Source organism: Streptosporangium sandarakinum, from assembly GCF_050942225.1.
Classification (GTDB): Bacteria; Actinomycetota; Actinomycetes; order Streptosporangiales; family Streptosporangiaceae; genus Streptosporangium; species Streptosporangium nondiastaticum.
The window spans coordinates 2,951,554-2,966,003 of the sequence record NZ_CP192034.1 but is presented as its reverse complement, the minus strand read 5'-3'; the positions used below and the strand labels follow the sequence as shown (position 1 = coordinate 2,966,003).

Below are 14,450 nucleotides of genomic sequence, written 5' to 3'. Positions count from 1 at the left end.
GGGATTTCATCTCCTTGTGAACCGGATGCCCGGATCCTCACGGACCGTTCGTCTCCGCGTCCCCGGCGGGCTCGGCGGGCCGTCCCGGCACCGGGGCAGCGTCCGTCCGGCGGCGGCGACCCTGGCCGTCGCCGCCGGGGACGCGCTCCTCGGCTACGCCCTCACCGGACCTTCGACTTCGCGGTGACGCGGCTGCGGACCGTCTTGGCGAGCGCGCCGAGCGAGACGTGCCGGTCGGAGGTGACGGCCGCGCCGAACTTCGCCACGGCGGTGCCGCGGCGGCGGACCACCCAGCCCCGGATCTTGACGGTCGTCGAGTCCCCCTTGTCGAGCGAGGTGACCAGGCACCGTACGGAGCGTCCCCTGGTGGAGCACTTGACGCTGCGCGGCTTGCCGATCACCTTGACCGCGCGGAAGGCGCGGGAGAAGTCGCCGGTGAGCGCCATGTAGTGCTGTCCCTTGGCGCTCTTGTTGCGGACCTTGACGGTGTAGGTGAGGTAACCGCCCCGGTGGGTGTACTTGGGGAAGTACACGTCGTAGCGGAAGTTCCTCGGGGGAGCGGCGGCGGTCCGGGCGGCCGCGGCGGTGACGGCCCGGGCCGCCGCGGGGGCGCCGCCGCCGCGGCGGCCGGCGAGGCGGGGACGAGAAGGGTGCCGCCCGCCGCCGCGGCGAGAGCCGCGGCGGCGAGCCTCTTGGGGAGGTAGCTCATAAGCCGCATCATCCATCAAAACCATCGGGATTCCCCGGGTTGTCCGGAACGAATTCGACGCGGCCGTCCACCCGGGGCCGTCCGCCCGCGGCCGTACGGCGGGGCGCGGTGTCAGGCGGGCGCCGGGACGCCGAGGTACGGCGCGAGGTGGGCGTTGAGCGCGCCGCAGCCGAGATACTTCTCCACGGTGTGGAAGTCGAACCGGTCCAGGTTCACCAGGGCCTCCTGGTCCACCCCGGTGAAGCAGGCGCGCAGGCTCGGAGGGATCGCCGCGATGTCGTCCTTGTCGGCGATGTTGACCCAGCGACGGACCCCCGGCGGCCGGGCGCCCCAGCCGTTGACCGGCGCGGGCAGCAGCCGCTCGAAGATCACGTCGCGCATGCCGAGCGGGCTGCCGAGGGTGATCAGCAGCTCCACCTCCAGACCGGGGTCGGACCACAGCGTCTCGTAGGCCACCACGCTGCCGAGCGAGTGCGCGATCACCGCCTTCGGCCGGTTGCGCCTGATCACCTCGGCCACCGCCGACCGCACCTTCGCCCGCACCCCGCCGTCCGCGGCGAGGTAGGCGGCGACCTCCGGGCAGAAGAACCCGGCGAAACCGGCCGCGTCGGCCCGCATGCGCTCCAGCAGCCAGCGGGTCATCCGGTTCAGCGCCCCGGTCAGCCCCTCCCCCACCGCGTCGAGCTGCCTGGCCCAGGCGACGAAGACCTCCTGCGCCCCGGCGTCCATGCGCTCCACCGCCCGCGGCGCCTCGTTCCCGTGCCCGCCCAGCAGGTGGGCGTAGTAGGCGATCTCGGTGAGGTAGCGCTCCCCGCCGTACGGCCGGCCGCCGGTCAGCCCGGCGTGCAGGTAACGGTCCCACTTGCCGCGCATCACGGTGGCGGCCCCCGCGACGGAGCCCCCGGCGTCGCGGTAGTAGTGGTACTTGCCTATCCCGTGCACACCGACGATCTTCTCCACGTACCCCGTCCCTCGCTCGGCCGATCCGCGCCCGCCCCCGGTCGCCCGGGCACCGGCGCCGGCGGCCGTCCGCGTCCCGCCCGCGTCCCGCCCGGGGAGCCCCGCACCGCCGGCGCCCGGTGATCAACCGGGCCGCATGTCACTGTGGCGGAAGCCGGGGCGCGCCACAAGAGCGTCTCCCGCCGGCCGGGGCCGTACATGCCATAAATCGCTTGATCGACGGGTTTGACCGCTGGTTATCCTGGAACCCTTCTCCGGGGAGACCCCCGCCGCAATCCGCACCGATGACGAGGAGCCAGTCGCCATGCCCGGTCCGCTTCAGATCAGCGGCTCGGTCATCGTGCCCGAGACCGAGCTCCGCTGGCGCTTCTCCCGCTCCTCGGGTCCGGGCGGCCAGGGGGTCAACACCACCGACAGCCGGGTCGAGCTCGGCTTCGACCTCGCCGCCACCGACGCCTTCCCCCCGGCCCTCAAGGACCGGGCCCTCTCCCGCCTCGGCCCCCGCCTGGTGAACGGCGTCATCACCGTCACCGCCTCGGAGTTCCGCTCCCAGCTGCGCAACCGGGAGGCCGCCGGGATGCGCCTGGCCCAGCTCCTGCGCGAGGCGATCGCCCCGCCGGCCAGGAAGCGCCGCCCCACCAAGCCCAGCCGGGGCGCCGTCGAACGCCGCATCGCCGACAAGAAGCGGCGCTCGGAGCTCAAGCGCCTGCGCCGCGACGGCCCCTGAGCCGGGACAGGATCCACCGCCCGGCCGGGGGACGGCCCCGGAGCCCGATGAGCACCCGGAGGACACGCCCCCGCCCGGCCGCCGGCGCACGACCCGCTCACGGGGCGGGCCGGCGGTCCTCCATCTCCCACAGGTGGTCCAGGACGTGCCAGGCGATCCGGCGGGCGGCGTAGCGGGCCGGCCAGCCGCCCGGCACCACGGGCCCGCCCTGGGACGGCTCGGCCAGCACCGCGGCGATGTCCGTCCGCAGCGCCGCCAGGCCCGCCGCGTCGCGGAACGGCCGGTGCCGTACCCCGATCTTCCGCGCGTAGGAGCGCTCGGCCTCGATCACGTGGGCCACCATCTTGTCGCGGTCCCGGCCACCGCCCCGCGGGCCCTTGCGCAGCTCCTCCGGGGAGGCCGCGGCCGCCTCGTCGAACAGCTCCCACGCCGCCCGGACCAGCGCGGCGGCCCGCGCCGCCTCGGCCGCCTCCACCGGCTTGCCGTCCAGCTCCGGAATCGCCTCGATCGCCCCGAAGTCGGTCGTCGTGCCACCCCGGGCCCGCTCCACGACCACCGGGTCACCCGGCTCGAACACCAGCCCGGCGCGCTCGGCGACCGGCCGGTAGCGCGGCGCGTAGTCCGCCAGCGCCTCCAGCGCCGACTCCTCCGACCGGCCGATGCGGCACCAGCCGGGCCACCCGATCGCGCAGGCGAAGACCTTCTTCGGGCCGATCTCCAGATAAACATCCGTCATACCGCCCCAGCGTGCCACCGGAACGTGACAGCACCCGTCAGGTACGGCCGGCCCGTCAGACCCCCGAATCGATCATGTCGACCAGGTCCGCCACCGAGTTGACCACCTGGGACGGGCGGAACGGGTAGCGGTCCACCTGGTCACCGCCCATGACGCCGGTGAGCACCAGGATCGTGTGCAGCCCCGCCTCCATGCCCGAGACGATGTCGGTGTCCATCCGGTCGCCGATCATCGCGGTGCTCTCGCTGTGCCCGTCGATGGCCCGCAGCGCGCTGCGCATCATCATCGGGTTGGGCTTGCCGATGAAGTACGGCGAGACGCCCGTCGCCTTGGTGATCATCGCCGCGACCGCGCCGGTGGCCGGCAGCGACCCCTCATTGGACGGGCCCACCGGGTCGGGGTTGGTGGCGATGAACCGGGCGCCGCCCTCGATCAGCCGGATTGCCCGGGTGATCTGCGTGAAGCTGTAGGTGCGGGTCTCGCCGAGCACCACGTAGTCGGGGTCGATGTCGGTCAGCACGTACCCCGCCTCGTGCAGCGCGGTGGTCAGCCCGGCCTCCCCTATCACGTAGGCGGAGCCGCCGGGGCGCTGCAGGGTGAGGAACTGGGCGGTGGCGAGCGCCGACGTCCAGATCGCCTCCGGCGGGATGTCCAGCCCCGCCGCGCGCAGCCGTACGGCCAGGTCCCGCTGCGTGTAGATGGAATTGTTGGTCAGGACCATGAACCGCTTGCCGGACTCGCGCAGGCGCCGGATGAACTCGTCGGCGCCGGGCACGGGGTGCCCCTCGTGGACGAGCACCCCGTCCATGTCCGACAGCCAGCACTCGATCGGCTTGCGCATCTCCACCGTTCCCCCATCTTCCATGGCATCGGGATCAAACAGTCCAACGGGACAAGGATGGCAGGAGGGGTGCGGGCGGCGCGCGGGAGGTCAGGACACGGGGGCCAGGACATGAAAGGCCGGAAGGCCCGGAGGTCAGGGCGCGAGGGCCTCCGGCGTCGCCTCGGCGCGGCGCGTCGGCTCCACCGGGTCGACGTCCGGCTTCCCGAACCGCCTCCTTTACGTTGTAGATTTTTTGGTCGATGCCGCCGAGGCGCCCCCCGCTCGCGCCGATCCAGCGGTACGGCGGGACCGGTGACGGGTGGTTCACTTGGCGGGTGAGCGACAGCGACGATCTCATCGACGACCTCCGGCGGCTGGCCGAGCGGCACGGCGACGGCCCCGCCGAGGTCGTCCCGACCCGGCCGGACGTGGTGATCGTCCGGGCCGGGTCCATCGTGGTCAAGGCGCACGGCCCCGGCGCCCGGAGGGAGCCGCTGGAGCTGCGGGTGCGGGCCGCGGCGCACCCGGCGCTGCGCGGGATCGTGCTCGGGCCGGTGACCGAGGAGGTCGCCGTCGTGCGCGGCAGGCTCGTCACCGTGTGGCCCGCGGGCACCCCGGTGGACCCGGGCGACCCGGACGCGGCCCCGTGGACGGCGGCGGCACGGCTGCTGGCCCGGCTGCACGCCGTACCGGCGCGGGCACTGCCCCCGCTGCCCCCGGCGGGCGGCCCGGCCCGGGTCGCGGCGACGGTCGCCCGGCTGGAGGGCCGCTCCCCCGCCGCGGACCTGGTGCGCCGCACCCTGGCCTGTCTGCCCCTGCCCGGCTCCCCCGCCTCCCCCGGCGACCTTCCCGGCGTGTTCCCCGCTCCCGGCGCGCGGCTGCCCGGCCCTCGCGTCCCTCTCGACTCCACCGGCGCTCCCGGCTCTTCCGGCGTCCCCGGCCACCCGGACGAGCCCGGCGCGTCCGCCGCCGCGGGCTCGCTCGCCCACGGCGACTGGCACATGGGCCAGCTCGTCAGCGTCGGGGGCGAGTGGACCCTCATCGACATCGACGACCTGGGCACCGGCGACCCGGCCTGGGACCTGGCGCGGCCCGCGGCGTGGTTCGCGGCCGGGCTGCTGGAGCCGTCCGTCTGGCACGGCTTCCTCGCCGCCTACCGGGCGGCCGGCGGGCGCGCCGCCGGAGCCGAGGGCGACGACCCGTGGCCGCGGCTCGACCTGCCCGCCCAGGCGATGACCGTGCAGCTGGCGGCGGCCTCGATCGACAAGGCCGAGCGGGCCGGCCGGCCGCTGGACGAGGTCGAGCACGCCCTCCTCGACACGTGCGAGAAGATTGCCCGGGCCAGAAACGCCTGCCACGGCGCACCCGCGCAGTAGGTTATGGGTACTTCAAGGAAACGCGAACAACAAGGAGATCGGCCACATGCAGTGCCCGAAGTGCCGGGGCCTGATGCGCACCTACGAGCGCAACGGCGTCCACATCGACCAGTGCGAGAGCTGTCGAGGGATCTTCCTTGACTACGGCGAGCTGGAGACCCTCACCCGCATCGAGAGCCAGTGGTCCCAGCAGCACCACTCCGCGCCGCCGCCGCCTCCCCCGCCGGCGCACGGCGCCCCGGGCTGGGGCGCGCCGCACCACGGTCACTACGGCCACCACCGCCAGCGCAGCTGGGTGGGCATGCTCTTCTCGACCTGACCGGTCGCCGCGCCCGCCCCGGGCGGGCGCGGCTCGCCCGCCCGGGGCGGGCGAGCCATCAGGTCGGGAAGTCGCCCGGCTTGACCCGCCGGGAGCGGGCGTTGCCCCCGACGACGGGGTTCAGGGTGAGGGTCCAGTTCTTCCAGCTGATCTGGGTGGCGGTGTAGGTCGTCCGGAACCGCAGCGCCTTCTCGAACCGCTCGAAGGCGCACGACCGGGTGAAGGTCCGGGCCCTGGAGTCCCAGTCGTCGCCGAGGGTGTAGTAGACCTTGTAACTGCCGTCCCGCACGCCGCGGACCTTGAACTTCGACTTCTTGCGCACGTAGACGGTGACGACCTTCTTCTTCCCCCGCACCAGGACGACGACGGCGTCCTGGCGGTTGCCGTTGCGCAGCTCCAGGTAGCCGCGCCCGGTGCGGCTCTCGGAGCGGACGTAGCGGCCGTTGGGCAGGCGGCGGGTGCGCTGCGCGGCCGCCTTGACCGGCACGACGTCGGCCGGGTATCCGCTCAGCGAGCGCGCGGCCTCGCGCACCGCGGTCAGCTCGTCCTCGCGCTCCATCCTGGTCAGCACGGCCGGGCCGGTGCAGATCTCCTGGTTCTGCGCCTCCTGGCGCGCGGTGTCGAAGGCGGCGGCGAACCGGCGCAGCGCCGTCAGATAGGCGTCGTGCGCGGTCCTGACCTCGGTGGGCGGCGTCAGCTCCGCCAGCCGGGTCACCGCGTCGTTCACCGTGGTCGAGGTCCGCTCCAGCCGTCCGTCGAGGCTCTTCGGCCCGTCGGTCGCGGCGAGTTTCCGCAGCGCGTCGCGCACCGGGCCACGCGCCTTCTCCAGTTCGCTCCGGTACTCCTCGGCGGTCAGGGCGGCGGGGGCCGGCGTGCCGGAGGAGGAGGTCGTCCCGTCGGCCCCCGCGCCGGTCGCGGGCCGGTCTGCGGCGGGCTCGCGGTCGCCTGCCGTGCAGGCGCACAGGGTCAGGGCGGTGATCACGACACAGGAAAGCAGCCGGGGGGTGGTCACCTGTCCCACTATCGCCTGATAGATCATCGCACGTCAATGGCGGATCCCCAGCCCACCACCGCTATATCTACCAATGCAGATAAATAGCGCTCAGCAAGATGAATTTTCCTTCAAAGCGAAAAATGCGCTATTCATGGGCGCCCGGCAGCAGCCGCCGGATGGTCAGTCCCGCCGCCATGCCGGTGGCCGCCCCGGCGAGCACGTCGCCCGGGTAGTGGACGCCGGTGTAGACGCGGGAGAAGCAGACCCCCGCGGCCAGCGCGCCGATCGGGACCGCGACCGCCGGGGGCGCCTCCAGCGCCACGGCCGTGGCGAACGCGGCGGCGGAGGCGGAGTGGCCGGACGGGAACGAGGCCGACACCGGCCTGCGGATCAGCCGCTCCAGCGGCAGCCCCTCGGCCGAGGGGCGGGTGCGGCCGAAGATCTGCTTACCCACCAGGTTCACCAGCGGGCTGGCCAGGCTGATGGCGAGCAGGCCGCGCGTCGCGGCGCGGCGCAGCGGCCGGCGGCCGGTGGCCACCAGCGCCCCGGCCAGCCCGGCCCACAGCAGCGAGTTGTCGGCGGCGCGGGACAGCGCGGGCACGAAACGCTCCAGGCCGGGCAGGTGCGCCCCCGCCACCGCGGCGAAGAGCCTCCGGTCCAGCCTGCTCAGCCATGACCTCACCCGCATGCGCACCACCTTCCCGTACGGCCTCTCGCCTTCCCGCGCGGCCGGCCGTCTCACCGTCTTCCCACACGGCCGCCTTTTCCACGCGTCCGTCTCCCGGACGGCCGTCAGCCGACGGTGATCCGGAAGACGGCGTCGCCCGAGGCGCGTCTGCTCGCGTCGTCCGGGGGCGTCCGGCCGTTCTGGCAGCGGCGGCAGTTGGAGATCGTGACGGTGGTCGTGCCGGGGTGCTTGGCGTTGAAGATGAAGTAGCGGGCCGGGCCCGCGGCGCCGGAGGCGGGGCTGGGTTCCTCGCTGATGAAGGAGGCCACCACGACGTCGGGCAGGTCGCCCATCTCCCAGTCGTCGCCGGCCCGCTCGTCGTCGTCCACCGCCAGCGCGAACCGCGCGCCCGGGGTGACCCGGACGTCCACGGTCCTGCCGACGCTCCCGTGGAAGACCGTGCCGACGTCCTTGACGGCGCTTCCGGAGCCACAGCCCCCGGCCAGCGCCACCAGCAGCAGGGCGACCAGCCCCGTTCGGTACATCACCCGGCTCAGCGTAGCGAGCCCGCACGGACGCCGCCCCGTAGGGCACCGCCGTACGGCCCGGCGGCGTCCGGGGCCCCGCTCCGGCGGACGGCGCCGGAGCGGAGCCGGAGCGGGGCCGGAGCGGGGCCGGAGCGGCCGAGGCGGGGCCGGGGCGGCCGAGGCGGGGCCGGGGCGGCCGAGGCGGGGCCGGGGTGAGATCGGGAGGCCGGGGCCCGGAACCGCCGGCGAGGCGGTCAGGCGCCGGCGAGGCGGGAGCGGTAGACGCGCCGGGCGCGCTCGTAGAGGGCCAGGTGGTCGTCGAGCTGCCCGGGACGGTCGAAGACCCCGAGGTCGCGGACCATCGCCTCCAGTCCGTCCAGCCAGTCCAGGCACCAGCGGACGTCCTCGGGCCTGGCCACGTGGCGGCCGGCCACGTCGAGGTAGACCGGGCTGGTGTGGGCGTGGACGCCCTCACCGGTCAGTGACCGCTCGTGCGGGCCGCCGACGGCCACCGCGACGACGTAGGTGGGGTCGCCGGCGACCAGCTCCGCGGTCAGCTCGCCGGGCGGCCCCTCCGCCAGGACGCCGTCGGCGGTGCGGATCTCCAGCCGCTCCACCTCGGGGCCGATCGAGCGCACGACGATCGGGACCCGGTCGCCGGGCGAGAGGTCCAGGGTTTCGCCGGGCCCCCGGCCGCCGGCCGACAGCTCCAGCCAGGGGCCGGTGGTGCCGAAGGTGCGGCCCCGCCGTACGGCCTCGGCGAACGAGGCGGCGGTGAGCGGCCCGTCCACCCGGGCGTAGACGCGGGCCCAGCCCGGCGGGTTGGACTGGTTGCCCCGCCGGGCGAAGGAGATCATCGCGTCGGTGCCCGCGGTGACCGCGAGCCGGTTGCCCGCGCCGATCAGCCGCCGGTAGATCGCGGCGGGCCCGGTGATCGTGGTCTGGCTGAGCACGTCGAGGCTGTCGACCAGGCCGAGCGCGGCGTCGGCGACGATCTCCCGCGCCGTGCAGTTGCGGCCCGATGCCAGGCCCACCTCGGGGCCGTCGGTGTCGGTGGCCGCGGCGTGGAAGGGGTGGCTGTAGCCGAGGAGCGCGCCGAGACCGCGGAGTTCTTCGCAGCCGGCGGCGTTGGGCGGCCAGTCGGCGGCGCCGGCGAAGCCGGTGTGGAACCGCGAGGGCGGGGCCGAGACGCCGAAGGCGTACAGGTGGCCGAGCAGGTCGTTGCGGTACTCGACGCCGAGCCTGGCCAGGTGGGTGGCGTCCGACCACGGCAGGTCCCGCCCCGCCCAGTGCTCCAGCGCCTCGGCGTCGTAGACGCGCGGGGAGGAGACGTTCCCGGCGACCAGGTTGAGCACGTGCAGGTCCTCGCCGTGCTGGATGGCGGCGGCGTGCTCGGGCAGGCCGACGGTGTCGCCGGCCCAGTTGAGGTGGACGTGCATGTCGCCGCCGTACCAGCCGCGCGCCGCGGCGTCGTAGAGGCGCTCCGGGGTCAGCTCGACCAGGGTCTCCTCGCCGGCCGCCGGGGTGACCTCCACCTGGGCGGCGCCGTACTCCATGCCCCGGGTCACCCGCACGGTCAGCGGTTCGGCGGGGACGTCCAGCACGACGTCGTCGCCGTGGAAGTAGGGCAGCACGTGGTAGTCGCGGCGGGCGGGGACGCCCTCGGGGTACCAGCCCTGCTCGTGCTCACCGTGGACGCTCCACCGGCAGGGGAACCCGGCGCGCAGCCGCAGGCGGGCGGCGGCGGCCGGGCGGGTCAGCGCCGAGAGGTCCACGCGGCGGCCGTCGGCGACGACCTCGCTCGCACTGGTGATCCCGACCAGCCGGGCGCCGCGCGGGGCGATCTCGTGGGTCTCGCCGTCCACCGTGACGGTGGTCTTCTCGTCGCGGGCGGAGTCGAGCAGCAGGGTCGTGCGCAGCGGCCGGTCGTCCAGTACGGCCTGCGGGAGCGCCTCCAGGGTGTGGCCGCCGGGGGTGAGGCGGAGCGCGGCGAGGTTGTCACGGACCCGTCCGTCCAGGACGTTGCGCACGATCTCGTCCATGTCGAGCCCGACCAGGCGGGTGCGCCGCTCCTGGGGGGACAGGTCCGGGTGGCGGGCGGCGACCATGGCGTGGCAGACGTCCCAGAAGGTGTCGGTGCCCATGAGGTAGGCGTCGGTCGCCATGGACTTGACGTAGAAGATGGGGTTCTCGCCCCAGGTGACGCCGTGCTCGGCCAGCAGCCGGCGGTACTCCTCGGCGGCCCGGGCGACGGCGGGCGGCAGGAGCGGGTCGTGACACATGGTTCCTCCCCGTGACGAGGCGCCTGACGATCGCCGTCATCGTGGCACCTGGACACGGACCGCTATGGACCCGTCACGCCCATCGGGATGATTTATCACTACTTAGTAGTAGAAAAGCCAACCCACCATGGCCGATCTTTCCCCGGTTCCGGCGGCCCTCCCGGAGCGGACGCCGGAGGCCGCCGGGAACCCGGCTCAGCGGCTGCTCGGCGCCGGGCCCAGGCGCATCCGCATCGCGTGCTCCACCAGCGTGATCAGGACCTCCTTGCCGGACTCGCGGCGGCGGGCGTCGCACATCACGATCGGGATGTCCTCGTGGAGGGTCAGGCCGAGCCGTACCTCGTCGAGGTCGTAGCGGCGGGCGCCGTCGAAGCAGTTGACCGCGACGATGAAGGGCGTCTCGCGCCGCTCGAAGTAGTCGAGGGAGGGGAAGCAGTCGGCCAGCCTGCGGGTGTCGGCGAGCACGACCGCGCCCAGCGCGCCGAGGGCCAGCTCGTCCCACAGGAACCAGAACCGCTCCTGGCCGGGCGTGCCGAACAGGTACAGCCGGTAGTCGTCGCCGATGGTGATGCGGCCGAAGTCCATCGCGACCGTGGTGGTCTTCTTGCCCTCCACGCCCGACAGGTCGTCGATCCCGATGCCCTGGTGGGTCAGGGTCTCCTCGGTGCGCAGCGGCTCGATCTCCGACACCGACCCGACCAGGGTCGTCTTGCCGGCTCCGAAGCCGCCGGCGACCAGGATCTTGATCGCCTTGGGCAGCGTGACGCGCCCCGCGTCGCGATCAGAGCGCACGGAGTCCATCCAGCACCGCCTTGTAGAGCTTCTCGTCGTGCATGTCCGTCTCCGAGTGAGGTTCTTGCGTGGCGATGAGCCCCTGGTCGAGCAGGTCGCTGAGCAGGACGCGGACCGTGCCCGCCGGGAGGTTGATGTGCGCGGCGATCTCCGCCACCGACTGCGGCCGGCGGCAGAAGCGCACGATGGCCTGGCACTCCGGATCGAGACCGCCCGTCCCCGCGTGGGCGGGGCCCACGGCCACCGCCAGGGTGATCAGGTCGAACCGGCCTCGGGTGGGCTCGGTTCTGCCGCGGGTGAGGACGTAGGGCCGGACGATCGCTCCGGCCGCCTCCCCCACCCACTGCGTGTCGGGATGCTCGTCGGAGGCGGGCATCACGGGCCGTCGTTCCCGGCGAGGTCCGATCGCGCCGGTGAGGTGAGGTACTGGCCGACCCGGGTCACGAGCATGGCCATCTCGTAGGCCACCAGGCCGACGTCGGCCTGGTGGGCGCAGAGCACCGCCAGGCAGGCTCCCTGCCCGGCCGCGGTCACGATCAGGTACGCCGACCGCATCTCGATGATGGTCTGGCGCACCGCGCCGCCCTCGACGCGGTCGCTGACCCCCCGGCCCAGGCTCTGGATCGCCGACCCCACCGCGGCCAGGTGCTCGGCGTCGGCCCGGTCGAACCCCCGTGAGGCGGCCAGCAACAGGCCGTCGGTGGAGAAGACGATGCCGTGCTCGGCCTCCTCCACCCTCGCGACCAGGTCGTCCAGCAACCAGGCCAGGTCGGTGAAAGATCCTGTTCCCTGCACCACTCGTTGTCCTCTTTCTGCTTAATTCTGCTGAAAGGGCCTTAGATCGCCCGCCGCGGCGGCCCCCGACGCCGGCGCGGATCGGAGTCGTCACGGAATCGTCATCGGTCTTGTTCCCGGAACGGGCCGTCCGCCGGGTCGCTCTCGTCGGAGATCAGTTGCGCGGCCTCGGACCGGCCCCGGCGCGTGCCGGCCTGGAAGGAGGCCATGGCCGCGCGGATCGCGTCCGGCGAGGGTTCGCCGTCGCCGGGTTCGGCCGTCTCCTGGGGCTCGGCGGGCCAGGGGCGCTCCTCCTGGAGGGGGGCCGCGAGGTTGGTCTGCGGGACGCGGCGCGGCAGGCCGCCGGGCGTGTGGCTGGTGTCGGGCGGCGGCAGGACCGGCGGCGCCGCGGGCGTGTCGGCGGCCGTACGGCGTGCCGCCACCGGTTCGCCGTCCCCGCCGTCCCCGTCGCGTTCGCCGGTGACCGGGACGGTACGGGCGACCTCGGCGGCCCGGCGCGCGGACTCCCGGGTCCGGCTCTCCCGGAAGGCGGAGCCCGGTGCGGAGGAGACGGCCGCCGCCGGGGACGGCTCCGCGGGGAGTCCCGTCCGCGGGGCGGCGGAGAAGACCGCCTCGGGGACCCGTACGGAGTTCTCCATCGTGACGCCGGCGGGGATCCCGGCGTCCCCGGACCTGTCCCGGCCGCCGTCCTCGCCGTCCTCGCCCTCGCTCACCAGTTCCTGGGGGATGAGGACGACGACCGTCGTGCCGCCGTACGGCGAGATCTTGAACGCCACCCGGATCTCGTGCCGCTCGGCCAGCCTGCTGACCACGTACAGTCCCAGGCGGGCGTTGCCGGCGAGCTTCAGCTCGGGGGGGTTGGCGATCCGCTCGTTGGCGGCGGCGATGTCCTCCGGGCTCATGCCCAGGCCCCGGTCCTCGATCTCCAGGGCGTAGCCGTGGGCCACGACGCCCCCGCTGACCTGAACGGTCGTGTAGGGCGGGGAGAAGGACGCGGCGTTCTCGACGAGCTCGGCCACCAGGTGGATGACGTCGCCGACCGCGCGTCCCTCCAGGCTGGCGTCTCCCAGGGGCAGCACGTCCACCCGGGTGTAGTCCTCGATCTCGGCCAGCGCGCCGCGGACCACGTCGATCATCGGGACCGAGTCGCGCCAGGCGCGGCCGGGCGAGGCGCCGGCCAGCACCAGGAGGTTCTCGGCGTAGCGCCGCATGCGGGTCGCCAGGTGGTCGAGCCGGAACAGGTCCCGCAGCTCCTGCGGGTCGTTCTCCCGCCGTTCCATGACGTCCAGCACGCTGAGCTGGCGGTGGACGAGCGACTGGGTGCGGCGGGCGAGGTTGCGCAGGATGTCGGCGATGTCGCGGCGGAGCTGGGCCTGCTCGGCGGCGACCTTGATGGCGGTGCGCTGCACGGCGTTGAACGCCTGGCCGACCTGGCCGATCTGGTCGCTGCCGAACTCCAGCTCGGGGGCCTCGGCGGCGACGTCGACGTCCTGGCCGTGGCCGATCCGCTCGACCACCGACGGCAGCCGCTCGTCGGCGAGTTCCCGGGCCGCGTCGCGCAGCTTCTCCAACTGCCGGACCAGGGCGCGGGCGGTGGTGATGGCCAGCACGATCGAGGAGATGACGGCGATCAGGCCGAGTCCGCCGGCCAGCGCCAGCCGGACGATGACGCCGGTGGCGACCGGCCCGGACCGCTCGACCACGCCGGCGCCGGAGGCGAGCACGACCTCGGCCAGCCGGGAGTGCGCCGGCTGGGCGACCGCGCTCCACTGCTGGGCGTCGACCAGCCCGGAGGGCACCGCCTGGTCGTTGCCGATCAGCAGGGTCTCCAGGGAACGCAGTCGGGTGAACTGCTGTCCTTCCGACAGCCGCCGGTGGGCGTCCCGGTCGGAGTCGGGCAGCTCGTCCATCGACTGGTTGATCAGAAGCTGCCGGTTGCCGACGAGCTGGGTGAGCTGGACGCGCTCGGCGCCGGTGAGCCGCCCCGCCGTCAGGGCGCCCGCCACCAGGGCGTCCTCCTGGGCCAGGAGGTCACGGGCCCGGTTCATCCTGATCAGCGCCCGGGTGTCCCCGGCGATCTCCTCGTCGTCCAGCGTCGCCATGGAGTCGTAGACGCGGAAGACGGCGTCGACGATGCCGGTGAACATGGCGGCCGCGCGGGCGCGGTCCATCTGCCCGTTGTCGATCGCCGCGCGCGCGGCGGCCAGGTCGTCGAGCAGCCGGCGGGTCTCGTCGAGGTGCCTGCCGAGCGCGTCGCCGCCCAGCAGTTCCACGGCGCGGCCGGCGGTGAGCGTGCGGAAGTTCGCGGTGGCCTTGTCGGTGCGCCCGCGCTGGGTGGCCAGCACCTGCTGCCGCTGGCGCGGCCCGCCGGGCCTGCCGAGCGTGACGGCGGTGAGGCGGCGCTCGGCCTGCAGGGCGACGATGAGCTGTTCGCCGGGGTCGGCGACCTCGGTGCTGAGCGTGGCCACGCCCAGCATGTTGAGGCCGTCACGGACGGTCACCCACGCGGTGAACGCCCAGAGCGCGACAAGTGACACCAGCAGCGCCGTCACCTTGGTCCGCAGGCGTGGGTCACGCACGCGCATAGCATCAACCCCGGAAAAAGCAGAGAAATGGCCATTTCATCGCGGACCGGTCAGCACATATGAGTCACCGTCGCCGCCTTGCAGGGATAAGTGGTACATCCCCAATGCACCCGGCAAACCCTAGCAATATCCCCAAATACCCTCAAGGCGAGGCGTGA

15 protein-coding genes are annotated in these 14,450 nt (G+C 73.8%); 3 read left to right on the top strand and 12 right to left on the bottom strand.

All coding sequences use genetic code 11. The features are described from left to right. Nucleotides 1-161: 161 nt before the first annotated feature. Nucleotides 162-533 (bottom strand): hypothetical protein, encoded by a 372-nt coding sequence (locus ACQP10_RS13700; protein ID WP_433541473.1) that lies wholly within the window; start codon nt 531-533, stop codon nt 162-164. Nucleotides 534-820: 287 nt separating this feature from the next. After that, on the bottom strand, nt 821-1,669 hold the full coding sequence (locus tag ACQP10_RS13695) for a hypothetical protein (protein ID WP_389994729.1): 849 nt from the start codon (nt 1,667-1,669) through the stop codon (nt 821-823). A 304-nt stretch (nt 1,670-1,973) separates the two neighbouring features. On the opposite strand from ACQP10_RS13695, the gene arfB reads away from it, so the two are divergent. After that, nucleotides 1,974-2,396 carry an alternative ribosome rescue aminoacyl-tRNA hydrolase ArfB gene (arfB, locus tag ACQP10_RS13690; protein WP_189248450.1) on the top strand — a complete coding sequence of 141 codons (423 nt, stop codon included), beginning with the start codon at nt 1,974-1,976 and terminating at the stop codon, nt 2,394-2,396. Nucleotides 2,397-2,493: 97 nt separating this feature from the next. On the opposite strand, the gene ACQP10_RS13685 is transcribed toward arfB, so the two are convergent. Both ACQP10_RS13685 and ACQP10_RS13680 read right to left on the bottom strand, forming a co-directional pair. Beyond that, nucleotides 2,494-3,132, bottom strand: coding sequence for a hypothetical protein (locus ACQP10_RS13685; protein WP_346020108.1), 639 nt, complete (start codon nt 3,130-3,132; stop codon nt 2,494-2,496). A 55-nt stretch (nt 3,133-3,187) separates the two neighbouring features. Further along, entirely contained in the window at nt 3,188-3,997 is an 810-nt protein-coding gene (locus ACQP10_RS13680) for an HAD-IIA family hydrolase (protein ID WP_246423893.1), read from the bottom strand. A 293-nt stretch (nt 3,998-4,290) separates the two neighbouring features. Here ACQP10_RS13680 and ACQP10_RS13675 point away from each other — a divergent pair, with 293 nt between their 5' ends. Both ACQP10_RS13675 and ACQP10_RS13670 read left to right on the top strand, forming a co-directional pair. Continuing rightward, nucleotides 4,291-5,331, top strand: a complete 1,041-nt coding sequence (locus ACQP10_RS13675; RefSeq protein WP_433541472.1) for an aminoglycoside phosphotransferase family protein — start codon at nt 4,291-4,293, stop codon at nt 5,329-5,331. A 46-nt stretch (nt 5,332-5,377) separates the two neighbouring features. Beyond that, nucleotides 5,378-5,650: a zf-TFIIB domain-containing protein gene (locus tag ACQP10_RS13670; RefSeq protein WP_346020110.1), complete on the top strand. Its 273-nt coding sequence runs from the start codon at nt 5,378-5,380 to the stop codon at nt 5,648-5,650. A gap of 58 nt (nt 5,651-5,708) precedes the next feature. Here ACQP10_RS13670 and ACQP10_RS13665 read toward each other — a convergent pair whose 3' ends face one another. The 8 genes from ACQP10_RS13665 to ACQP10_RS13630 form a co-directional block, all read right to left on the bottom strand. Then, the gene (locus tag ACQP10_RS13665) at nt 5,709-6,662 is read right to left on the bottom strand and encodes a hypothetical protein (RefSeq protein WP_433541471.1); all 954 of its coding nucleotides are present in this window, start codon (nt 6,660-6,662) and stop codon (nt 5,709-5,711) included. Between the two features lie 127 nt (nt 6,663-6,789). Further along, on the bottom strand, nt 6,790-7,332 hold the full coding sequence (locus ACQP10_RS13660; protein WP_346020112.1) for a phosphatase PAP2 family protein: 543 nt from the start codon (nt 7,330-7,332) through the stop codon (nt 6,790-6,792). Nucleotides 7,333-7,436: 104 nt separating this feature from the next. Continuing rightward, complete coding sequence (locus tag ACQP10_RS13655) at nt 7,437-7,856, bottom strand: hypothetical protein (protein WP_346020923.1); 420 nt, start codon at nt 7,854-7,856, stop codon at nt 7,437-7,439. A gap of 236 nt (nt 7,857-8,092) precedes the next feature. Next, nucleotides 8,093-10,120: a CehA/McbA family metallohydrolase gene (locus ACQP10_RS13650; protein ID WP_346020113.1), complete on the bottom strand. Its 2,028-nt coding sequence runs from the start codon at nt 10,118-10,120 to the stop codon at nt 8,093-8,095. A gap of 195 nt (nt 10,121-10,315) precedes the next feature. Continuing rightward, nucleotides 10,316-10,921 carry a GTP-binding protein gene (locus tag ACQP10_RS13645; RefSeq protein WP_179818188.1) on the bottom strand — a complete coding sequence of 202 codons (606 nt, stop codon included), beginning with the start codon at nt 10,919-10,921 and terminating at the stop codon, nt 10,316-10,318. Beyond that, nucleotides 10,902-11,288, bottom strand: coding sequence for a DUF742 domain-containing protein (locus ACQP10_RS13640; protein ID WP_179818189.1), 387 nt, complete (start codon nt 11,286-11,288; stop codon nt 10,902-10,904). The genes ACQP10_RS13645 and ACQP10_RS13640 overlap by 20 nt, the downstream gene beginning before the upstream one ends. After that, the gene (locus ACQP10_RS13635) at nt 11,288-11,710 is read right to left on the bottom strand and encodes a roadblock/LC7 domain-containing protein (RefSeq protein WP_189248461.1); all 423 of its coding nucleotides are present in this window, start codon (nt 11,708-11,710) and stop codon (nt 11,288-11,290) included. Before ACQP10_RS13635 ends, ACQP10_RS13640 begins: the two co-directional genes overlap by 1 nt. A 98-nt stretch (nt 11,711-11,808) precedes the next feature. Then, nucleotides 11,809-14,292, bottom strand: coding sequence for a nitrate- and nitrite sensing domain-containing protein (locus ACQP10_RS13630; RefSeq protein ID WP_433541470.1), 2,484 nt, complete (start codon nt 14,290-14,292; stop codon nt 11,809-11,811). Nucleotides 14,293-14,450: the final 158 nt, after the last annotated feature.